Here is a 9,337-nt window from a genome sequence, read left to right as displayed (position 1 = left end):
CCGATGGTCTCTGGACCGTCCATTTCGCCGCCGAGGCGATCGCGCAAGTCGACTTGCGCGATCGCCTCGGTTCGGTCCAACCTGTCAACCATGTCTCCGAACACCTGTAAACCAAGTGTCCGGTCTGAACAGCCTGCGGCTTAACCCAACCTACCTGCGGCGCTCCCGTAGGTTGGGTTGAGCGCCAGCGAAAACCCAACGTCGACGTCCTTCGGAATGGCGCGCCGCCCCCTACTGGTACCCGCCTTCCTTCGCCCGCTCCTTCGCCGCCTCCTCCTGCGCCCTGGAGGTGCGGTCGTCGATGCCGGAGCCGCCCGCCCCCGGATCCTTCGGCGGCTTCTTCGGCGCCGTGTCGTCGGCTTTCCGGTCGGCTTTCCGGTCGTCGTCGCGCTTGTCGGCCATGCCGGCCTCCCCTGCTGTGCGTGCGTCTCCCACCCCAACACGCCGGGGCGGCGGCCGTCACGCCCGCGACACGTGACCGCAGCACCGGCAGCGCTGCATCTTCCATGGGCAATGCGACATTCCGTACCCGTTCCTTTCGGGCGGCGACCATGCCATAAGGATGGCACCACGCACCCCGTTCGGGCGTGGCTTCACCACCACCGGATCACCTTCGCATGACCTCGCCGACCGCCGTGCGCCAGAGCTTCATCGCCTGCCTGGAAAACAGCCGGCTGCTGACCGACCCCTACAATCACTGGCTGCTGTCCAATGCCCTGCCCGAGGAGACGGCGGACGGCATCGCCGAGCTGCCCTGGGGCCCGCCGGCCGTGCTGGAGACCTACGGCAAGCGCGAGACCAACAACGCGTCGCGCACCTACTTCAGCGTCGAGAACCGCGCGAAGTACAAGGCGTGCGACGACGTGGCCCAGGCGTTCCAGAGCCCCGAGGTAGTGTCCGTCATCCAGAAGACCTGCAACGTCGACCTGACCGGCACCTCGCTGCGCATCGAGTACTGCCAGGACACCGACGGCTTCTGGCTGGAGCCGCACACCGACATTGGCGTCAAGAAGTACACGATGCTGGTCTACCTCTCCAAGGATCCGGGGTCGGAGAACTGGGGCACCGACGTGAACGACGCCCAGGGCAACCTCGTGCGCCGCGCGCCCTATGCCTTCAACGACGGGCTGATCTTCATCCCGGCCAGCAACACCTGGCACGGCTTCGCCAAGCGCCCCATCGACGGCGTGCGCAAGTCGATCATCGTCAACTACGTCGGGCCGGAGTGGCGCGCGCGCCATGAACTCTGCTTCCCCGACACCCCCATCGCCGCCTGACCCCTTCGGGAGACGTTCCTCCATGTCGATGCTCGATCTGGACAAGTTCCGCGCCACCCCGCTGCAGCGCGACCCCTACGATTTCCTGTGCGTGCCGGGTTTCGTGAAGAAGGAATACCTGGAGGCGCTGCACCGCGACTATCCGAAGGTGGACAAGCCGGGCTCCATCCCGCTCGGCGTCTTCCCGCAGGGTCCGGTCTTCGACGACCTGATCCGCGAACTGCGCGGGCCGGAGGTGTCCAAGGCCTTCTCGGAGAAGTTCGGCATCGACCTCTCCAAGTACCCGACGATGTTCACCGCGCGCGGCATGTGCCGGGCCACCGACGGCAAGATCCACCCGGATTCGGCCAGCAAGGTGGTGACCGTGCTGATCTACATGAACCCGCCGTGGGAGGCCTCGGGCGGCCGGCTGCGCGTCCTGCGCTCCCAGAACCTGGAGGACTACGCGGCCGAGGTTCCGCCGGAGGAGGGCACGCTGATGTGCTTCCGCCGCACGGACACCTCCTGGCACGGCCACCACCCGTTCGAAGGCCCGCGCCGCGCGGTGCAGATGAACTGGGTGAAGGGCAACGTCTACATCTGGCACGAACAGTGGCGCCACCGCATCGGCGCCTGGGCCAAGAACCTGTTCGGCGGCCAGCAGGCGGCCTGACGGCACCCCATCAAAGTCCCTCCCCCGGCCCCGCCGGGGGAGGTCAGGTGGGGGCAAGGTCTTTGACCCGCGCAGGCACCGTAGGTTGGGTTGAGGCCAAAGCCGAAAACCCAACGTGGTCTCTATGCGGGCGATGTTGGGTTTTCGCTGGCGCTCAACCCAACCTACGGCGCTCCGCGCCCCCCGCCAACAAAGGAGAACGGCATGCCTACCGTCAGACGTTCCCTTGACGACATCCGCCGGGAAGCGCGCGTGAACCGCCGGATCGTGGACGAGACGACCGAAGCCGACATCGCCCGCCAAGCAGCGGAAGACGATACGGACACGACCGGCCTCGACCTGACCGCGATGGTGCGGAATGGACGGGCTCGCCGCGTCACCGCCGCAAATCCGCAGAACCGGAAGTCGACGAAGCCGGCGGCTTGACCAAACAAGCACACGTCGATTGCTTCGTTATAGATCTAATCTACAATGATGTTGCGTTAGTCTTTGCGCCTTAACCTGGGCCACGCTTTATCCCGCCGGAGGCCCCATGGCGACGACAGGCGCGACATCACCCGCTGACGTTCCTGCGTTTCTGCGCGCCTTGAGGGCTCCGCGCACGGACTTGGCGGCCACGTCCCCCCAGGATGCGCCGCCCGCCACCGCTGCCCGCTCCGGCGACAGCGTGACCCTCAGCCCCATCGCCGCCGCGCTGAAAGGCAACGCGCTGACGATGTTCAACGAGGCCCTGACGGATGACGACCGCCGCACACTGGACGATGCGGTTCGCGCCGGCACCCTGACCGGCGAGGATGTCGCCAAAGGGTTGACCACGCGCCTGAAGCGGATCGGCTTTGGGCTGGGCACCGACGTCATCGTCCCACAGCCGACGTCCGATCTGGCTACGGCTATCAAGCAGTTTGAAGCCTCAGCGGTCGGCATGCACTGGCGCGGTGAACGCGGGTCCGACGTCGGACCACCCCCGGGCGACGCCCCGATAGCCGCCGACCGGATCACCGCCGAAAAGCCCGCCGCCGCGAGGCCGCCCGCCGACCCGAAGCGCCTTGCCTATTTCAACGTGATCGACGACGGCGGGGATGAGGCCGCGCGTAAGATCGCCGGTTTGGGAATCGATCTCAGCCCCTTCACGGCGTTCGGCGAAAGGGTTTACCGCCTGATCGACCGTGGCGCCTTCAATTACGGCTGATCCCCGGCGCGCGCCTGACCCGGCAGGTGCCGGCGCGTCTTCGTGCCCCTTCGTGCCCTTTGTTGCTTCGTGTCCCACCGCAGCCCGGCACAGCCGCCGCGCCCGGCCGATGCGGTTGACAATATTCCTACCGACCGCCATGATGGGTGCGATAATCGCGGCATCTTCCGTCCCCATCCTGCCCGGCCCGCGCCGACCCGCGCGCTCCGGCGAAAAACGGTGCCATATGAGACAATGCAACACATGCCGAAATGCGTTGCATCCGGTTGCATCCGGTTGCAATCGCCCACCCCGCTTTGAGGCCGGCGCGGCCGGTGGCGGGATGTGACGCCCCTGGGAAAAGCGTATCATCCGGTAACATCGGGTAACATTTCGCCGTCCGGTCGCCCACCCGGCCGCTCGGTTTGCTCTGTCGCGGCCTGTCCTGACGGGCTATAACCGTCGGCCCGGCCATCAAACCAGCGCCCGTCATGCCCCTTCGGATCGAGACCTTCTCCAACGTCACCGGCGGCTTCAGCTTCTTCAAGGCCGTCGGGCATCCGCTGGCCGTGCCCAAGGCGCACGCGCTGATCGGGCGCCTCGCCGGCGAAGGGCCGGTCGCCGTCTACGACCCGCACGGCATGGCCTCGGCCTTCGCCGAGTTCTACGACATCGGCCGGATCGCCATCTCCGGCGTCTACGTGCAGGACGTGGACGCGGTGGGGCGCGCGGTGCTGGGCCACGCGGCCCGGCCGGTCACCGAACTGGCGGCCAGCGGGGCGCGCACGGTGTTCGTCGCCGCCTTCGATTCGCAGCGGCTGGAGAACCACATCGCCCATCTGGTGCCGGCGGGGGCGCGCGTGGTGTCGCTGGACGCCATGCGGGTGCCGGAGGACATGCTGACCGACCGGGTGAACTACCTCGCCAAGTTCAACTGGGCCACCAACTTCGCCTGGCTGCGCGATGAAGGGGGACGGCACACCCGCGTCGTCTCGGCCAACTACTGGACCGGCTACGGCGCCCGGGCGCCGCGCCTGTGGGCGCGCCTGTTCGACGCCGACGGCCGCGCCATCGCCGAATGGACCGACGCCATGCCGCCGGCCGGCGGCACCGTGGTGGTCGACAGCCGGGAGGTGCGCCGCCGCTTCGGCCTGGGCGACTTCTGCGGCACGCTGTTCCTGCACGTGATCGGCGCCGCCGGCCACGACGTGGTGAAGTACGCCCTGGACACCTATGGCGACGACCCGGACGAGCTGTCCTGCACGCACGACGCCAACGCCTGGCCGGCCGAGCGCTACGCCGGCCTGCCGGCCCCGGCCGAGGGCGAGAAGGTCCTGCTGTGGATCCAGAACAGCCACCCGACGCCGATCCCGGCCGGTGCCGTCGGCCTCAACCTGATGGGCCGGGAGGAGGTGCGCCGGCTGCAGGTTGCGCTGCCGCCCTTCGCCACCGTGGCGCTGGACGTCGCCGACCTGTTCCCCGAGGCGCGCTGGCCGCAGCAGCTGGAGGTGCGGGCCGGCAAGCACTTCGTCCGCCCGCGCTACGAGGTCCTCCAGGCCAACGGCCGCCGCCGCATTGCCCACGCCAACGTCGAGCGCACCGACCTGACGCCCGACCCGAAGCTGGCGACGCTGGCGACGCTGCTGGGCAAGGGCCACATCCTGCCGGCCCCCATCCTGCCGCCGGAGCGCTGGCGCACCATCCTGCTGCCCACGCCCATGAGCACGGCGCAGGACGCCCTGCCGGTGCAGGCGGTGGCCTACGACGCCTCCGGCCGCGAGCTGGCCCGCCACCGCTTCGGCAACCTCAAGCGCTCCGACAGCGTGGCGCTGGATGTGACGGAGCTGCTGGCGGGCGCCCAACTGCCGGGCGGCTGGGGCCATGTGGAGCTGCTCTACGACTTCGCGGCCGGGGAGTGCGCCGACGGCTGGCTGCACGCCCTGTTCCGCTACGAGGACCGCCGGTCCGGCCACGTGGCCGAGACCAGCTTTGGCAGCCACATCTTCAACACCGCGCTGACCTACCGGGACGAGCCGCAGAGCTACCACGGCCGGCCGCCGGGGCTGTCGTCGCGCCTGTTCCTGCGGCTGGGGCCGCAGCCGTGGGACACGCTGTGCCACCTCGTCTACCCGGCCTCCACGCCCTGGCACCCGGCGTCCGACACCGCGCTGATCCTGACCCGCGCCGACGGGCAGGAGGTGGCGCGGCGCAAGATCGCCATCCCCTGCGGCGGCTCGCGCCTGTTCCGCTACCACGAGACCTTCACGGCGGCCGAGCGGCAGGCGGCGGGCGACCACGCCTACGTCCTGATCCGCGACGTGACCTGCCGCCTGTTCGGATATCATGGCTGCCTTGCCGGTGACGGTGCGTTCAGCCTCGACCATATGTTCGGCTATTAATCTTCCTTAACGGATCATCCGACCCATGCCCGCGACGCACCACACCAAGGTCCTGATCATCGGCGCCGGCCCGGCCGGCTACACCGCGGCCATCTACGCCGCCCGCGCCAACCTGCAGCCGCTGCTGGTGCAGGGCATGCAGCCGGGCGGCCAGCTGACCATCACCACCGAGGTGGAGAACTACCCCGGCTTCGCCGACCCCATCCAGGGCCCCTGGCTGATGGAGCAGATGGCCAAGCAGGCGGAGCACGTCGGGACGACGATGGTCTTCGACGTCATCACCGACGTGGACTTCACGACCCGCCCCTTCGTCTGCAAGGCCGACTCGGGCGACACCTACACCGCCGACGCCGTGGTCATCGCCACCGGCGCCCAGGCGCGCTGGCTTGGCCTGGAGAGCGAGCAGACCTACCGCGGCTTCGGCGTGTCGGCCTGCGCCACCTGCGACGGCTTCTTCTTCCGCGGCAAGGAGGTCGTGGTGGTCGGCGGCGGCAACTCCGCCGTGGAGGAGGCGCTGTACCTCACCAACCACGCGTCCAAGGTGACGGTGATCCACCGCCGCGACAGCTTCCGCTCCGAAAAGATCCTGCAGGACCGCCTGTTCCGCAACCCGAAGATCGAGGTGATCTGGGACAGCGTGGTGGAAGAGGTGGTCGGTCAGGGCGACGGCACCTTCGACAGCCCGCGCGCCGTCACCGGCGTGCGCATCCGCAACGTGAAGACGGACGCCGAGACCACCGTCCCGTGCGAGGGCGTGTTCGTCGCCATCGGCCACTCCCCGGCCAGCGAGGTCTTCAAGGGCAAGGTGGCGATGGACGAGCACGGCTACATCCTGACCGCCCCGGACTCGACCGCCACCAACGTCCCCGGCGTGTTCGCCGCCGGCGACATCAAGGACAAGGTCTACCGTCAGGCCGTCACCGCCGCCGGCATGGGCTGCATGGCCGCGCTGGAGGTCGAGCGCTGGCTGGCCGCCAACGAGCCGGCCGCCGGTGCGCACGAGGTGAAGACCCCGGCGGGAAGCTGGTAAGCGCCGCCCGTCCTCCATCCTCCGTTCGGCGAGTCCGGCGCCCTTCCATCGGGGAACCCCGCCCGCGCCGCGTTCGGCGGCGCAACCAAGCGTGGTCGCCGCCGTTTGTAAGGGCACCCCGACCGAACGGATTTTGGAGAGACGAACATGCGCATCATCAAGGCTTTCGCCCTGCTCGGCATCGTCGGTTCGCTGCTGGCCGCCTGCAACACCTTCGAAGGCATGGGCGAGGACGTCCAGGCCGGTGGCCGCGCCATGGAGCGCTCGGCCGACAGCGTGCAGAAGAAGATGTAAGCCTCTTCACCAGCCCCTCCTCCGCCTCCCGGCGGGGGAGGGCGCGGGTCCTACCCCGCCATGCGCTTGATGGTGTTGGTGGTGCTCTGCCCGGCGACGAGGTCGGCGAGCACGACCTTGCCTCCGTAGCTCTGGACGAAGTCCGCACCCACGACCTTGTCGATCGTGTAGTCCGCCCCCTTCACCAGCACGTCCGGGCGCAGCGCCTTGATGAGCTGTTCGGGCGTGTCCTCGCCGAAGATCACCACCAGGTCCACCGGGGCCATGGAGGCCAGCACGGTGGCGCGCGCCGTCTCGCTCTGCACCGGGCGGGTCGGACCCTTCAGGCGCTGCACGGATTCGTCGCTGTTCAGCCCGACCACCAGAACGTCGCACGCCGCCTTGGCCTGAGACAGCAGCGACACGTGGCCGGGGTGCAGCAGGTCGAAGCAGCCGTTGGTGAAGCCCACCCGCTTGCCGCGCAGGCGCCAGCGCTCGGCACACTCGGCCGCCTGCTCGCGGGTCGCCACCTTGGCCTCGCCGTGGCGCCATTCCTGGGTGTGCAGGGCCTCCAGCAGTTCCGGCGCGCGGACCACGGCGGTGCCAACCTTGCCCACCACGATGCCGGCGGCGAGGTTCGCCAGCCGCGCCGCGTCCTCCAGCGGCACGCCGGCGGACAGGGCGGCGGTCAGCGTGGCGACCACGGTGTCGCCGGCCCCCGACACGTCGAACACCTCGCGCGCCTCGGCCGGCAGGTGGGCCACGAGGCCGTCCTTCGTCACCACGCTCATGCCCCGTTCGGAGCGCGTGGCCAGCACCGCGTCGATGCCGCAGGTCTCGATGATGCGGCGGCAGGCGGCAGCCACCTGCTCGTCCGTGTCGGCCGGCATGCCGGTCGCTTCCATCAGTTCCTTGCGGTTGGGGGTGACGATGCTCGCCCCCTTGTAGCGGCGGTAGTCGCTGCCCTTGGGGTCCACCACCACCGGCAGGCCGGCGGTGCGGGCCACGGCGATGACGCGGGCCAGCAGCTTGTCGGTCAGCACGCCCTTGCCGTAGTCGGACAGGATGACGGCGCCCACGTCGAACAGCGCGTCGCGCACCATGCCGGAGACGAGGTTGGCACTGTCGGCGGCGATCGGCGCCACTGTCTCGGCGTCGGCGCGCAGCAGTTGCTGGCGCCCGCCGATGAAGCGCGTCTTCACCGTGGTCTGGCGGCCGGGCTGGGCGACCATGCCGGCGGCGTCCCCCAGTTCCCCGGCGACCAGTCGGCGCAGCTCCGCCCCGGCGCCGTCGTCGCCGATGACGGAGATGAAGCGGCAGCCGGCACCCAGCGCCATGACGTTGGCCGCCACGTTGCCGGCACCGCCCAGCATGGCGCTCTCGCGCTCGATGCGCAGGACGGGGATCGGCGCCTCGGGCGAGACGCGGTCCACCGCGCCGTAGACGAAGCGGTCGAGCATGACGTCGCCGACGCACAGAACGCGCGCGGACGACAGGGAATCGATGTGGCGGGCAAGGTCGCTCATGCGCGCACTTCTACCAGTCGCGGCCCGCTCACGGCAAGGTGACTGGCCGGTGAGCGGGTTGCGGCGTTAGATCGGGGGCATGGACGCTCCCGCCGCACCCTCCCCGCCGCTCCTCAGGCGCCTGCTGCCGCTGCTGCTGCTGGCGGCCGGCTTCGCGGCGTTCTTCGCCCTGGGGCTCGACCGGCAGCTGTCGCTCGCCGCACTGGCGCGGCATCGCGCCGATCTGGCCGGCTTCGTCGCCGCGCAGGGGGCCGTGGCGGTGCTGGCCTACATCGGCGTCTACGCCCTGTCGGTGGCGTTCTCGGTGCCGGGGGCGACGGTGCTGACGCTGGCCGGCGGCTTCCTGTTCGGCACGCTGCCGGCCACCGCCTATGCCGTCACCGGCGCCACGCTGGGCGCCGTGGCGGTGTTCCTGGCCGCGCGCACGGCGCTGGGCGGGGCCTTGCGGGAGCGCGCGGGGCCGTGGATCGCCCGGCTGGAATCGGGGTTCCGGGAGCACGCCTTCTCCTACACGCTGTTCCTGCGGCTGGTGCCGCTGTTCCCCTTCTGGCTGGTCAACCTGGTGCCGGCCTTCCTGGGCGTGCCGCTGCGCACCTATGCATTCGCGACGCTGATCGGCATCGTGCCGGGCGGGCTGGTCTACGCCTCCGTCGGGAACGGGCTGGGCGCGGTGCTGGACGCCGGGGGCACGCCGGACCTGGGGCTGATCTTCGCGCCGGAGGTGCTGTTCCCCCTGCTGGGGCTGGCGGCGCTGGCGCTGCTGCCGGTGGCGGTGAAGGCGTGGCGGGGCCGGGCATGACGGAGGAGACGATCCGGTGCGGACTGTGCGTGATCGGCGCCGGTTCCGGCGGGCTGTCGGTGGCCGCGGCGGCGGCGCAGATGGGCGTCGACACGGTTCTGGTCGAGCGCGGCGCCATGGGCGGCGACTGCCTGAACACCGGCTGCGTGCCGTCCAAGGCGCTGCTGGCCGCCGCCAAGGCGGCGCAGGGGGTGCGCACGGCCGGCCGGTTCG

Annotated in this window: 11 protein-coding genes; 9 read left to right on the top strand and 2 right to left on the bottom strand. The window is 70.0% G+C overall.

The window, feature by feature from the left end:
* Nucleotides 1–231 precede the first annotated feature (231 nt).
* Entirely contained in the window at nucleotides 232–402 is a 171-nt protein-coding gene (locus VED21_RS35695) for a hypothetical protein (protein WP_324890716.1), read from the bottom strand.
* A 215-nt stretch (nucleotides 403–617) separates the two neighbouring features.
* On the opposite strand from VED21_RS35695, the gene VED21_RS35690 reads away from it, so the two are divergent.
* From VED21_RS35690 to VED21_RS35660, 7 genes are all read left to right on the top strand, one after another.
* Complete coding sequence (locus VED21_RS35690; RefSeq protein ID WP_324890714.1) at nucleotides 618–1,277, top strand: 2OG-Fe(II) oxygenase; 660 nt, start codon at nucleotides 618–620, stop codon at nucleotides 1,275–1,277.
* Nucleotides 1,278–1,299: 22 nt separating this feature from the next.
* On the top strand, nucleotides 1,300–1,929 hold the full coding sequence (locus tag VED21_RS35685; protein WP_324890713.1) for a 2OG-Fe(II) oxygenase: 630 nt from the start codon (nucleotides 1,300–1,302) through the stop codon (nucleotides 1,927–1,929).
* Between the two features lie 204 nt (nucleotides 1,930–2,133).
* The gene (locus tag VED21_RS35680) at nucleotides 2,134–2,355 is read left to right on the top strand and encodes a hypothetical protein (protein ID WP_324890711.1); all 222 of its coding nucleotides are present in this window, start codon (nucleotides 2,134–2,136) and stop codon (nucleotides 2,353–2,355) included.
* A gap of 106 nt (nucleotides 2,356–2,461) precedes the next feature.
* Nucleotides 2,462–3,118 carry a hypothetical protein gene (locus tag VED21_RS35675; RefSeq protein WP_324890709.1) on the top strand — a complete coding sequence of 219 codons (657 nt, stop codon included), beginning with the start codon at nucleotides 2,462–2,464 and terminating at the stop codon, nucleotides 3,116–3,118.
* Between the two features lie 470 nt (nucleotides 3,119–3,588).
* A complete protein-coding gene (locus tag VED21_RS35670) occupies nucleotides 3,589–5,496 on the top strand; it encodes a hypothetical protein (protein ID WP_324890707.1) in 1,908 nt (635 codons plus the stop codon).
* Between the two features lie 25 nt (nucleotides 5,497–5,521).
* Nucleotides 5,522–6,526, top strand: a complete 1,005-nt coding sequence (gene trxB, locus VED21_RS35665) for a thioredoxin-disulfide reductase (protein ID WP_324890705.1) — start codon at nucleotides 5,522–5,524, stop codon at nucleotides 6,524–6,526.
* A gap of 147 nt (nucleotides 6,527–6,673) precedes the next feature.
* Entirely contained in the window at nucleotides 6,674–6,820 is a 147-nt protein-coding gene (locus tag VED21_RS35660) for an entericidin A/B family lipoprotein (RefSeq protein WP_324890703.1), read from the top strand.
* A 50-nt stretch (nucleotides 6,821–6,870) separates the two neighbouring features.
* Here VED21_RS35660 and rfaE1 read toward each other — a convergent pair whose 3' ends face one another.
* Nucleotides 6,871–8,325, bottom strand: coding sequence for a D-glycero-beta-D-manno-heptose-7-phosphate kinase (gene rfaE1, locus VED21_RS35655; protein WP_324890701.1), 1,455 nt, complete (start codon nucleotides 8,323–8,325; stop codon nucleotides 6,871–6,873).
* Between the two features lie 79 nt (nucleotides 8,326–8,404).
* Here rfaE1 and VED21_RS35650 point away from each other — a divergent pair, with 79 nt between their 5' ends.
* Both VED21_RS35650 and VED21_RS35645 read left to right on the top strand, forming a co-directional pair.
* Nucleotides 8,405–9,124, top strand: a complete 720-nt coding sequence (locus VED21_RS35650; RefSeq protein WP_324890700.1) for a TVP38/TMEM64 family protein — start codon at nucleotides 8,405–8,407, stop codon at nucleotides 9,122–9,124.
* On the top strand, nucleotides 9,121–9,337 hold a 217-nt coding region (locus VED21_RS35645; protein WP_324890698.1), incomplete at its 3' end, for an FAD-dependent oxidoreductase. The genes VED21_RS35650 and VED21_RS35645, both read left to right, overlap by 4 nt.

Source organism: Azospirillum sp. (genome assembly GCF_035627195.1).
Lineage (GTDB): Bacteria > Pseudomonadota > Alphaproteobacteria > Azospirillales > Azospirillaceae > Azospirillum.
Note: the sequence above shows the minus strand (reverse complement) of the source record. Positions and strands in the feature narration are given on the sequence as shown.